Source organism: Methylobacterium sp. B1, assembly GCF_000333255.1.
GTDB classification, from domain to species: domain Bacteria; phylum Pseudomonadota; class Alphaproteobacteria; order Rhizobiales; family Beijerinckiaceae; genus Methylobacterium; species Methylobacterium fujisawaense.
The window spans coordinates 1-288 of sequence record NZ_BACT01000718.1 but is presented as its reverse complement, the minus strand read 5'-3'; the positions used below and the strand labels follow the sequence as shown (position 1 = coordinate 288).

1 protein-coding gene is annotated in these 288 nt (G+C 65.6%); it reads left to right on the top strand.

All coding sequences use genetic code 11. The annotated features are described in order from the left end of the window. Positions 1-17: 17 nt before the first annotated feature. The coding region (gene rplF, locus I53_RS21035; RefSeq protein WP_043354316.1) for a 50S ribosomal protein L6 at positions 18-288 on the top strand (271 nt) is incomplete at its 3' end.

Genomic DNA, 288 nt, shown 5'->3' with positions numbered 1-288 from the left:
CATAAGGAGGTTATCCCATGTCTCGCGTAGGCAAGAAGCCGGTCCCCGTGCCGGCGGGCGTTACCGCCACGGTCACCGGTCAGACGGTGAAGATGAAGGGTTCGAAGGGCGAACTGTCCTACGACGTCCCGTCGCTCGTCGCCGTGGCGATGAAGGACGGCGCCATCGAGGTGCAGCCCGTCAACCAGTCCAAGCCGGCGCGCTCCCTGTGGGGCACGTCGCGGGCGCAGATCGCCAACATCGCCGAGGGCGTGTCGAAGGGCTTCGAGAAGAAGCTCGAGATCACCG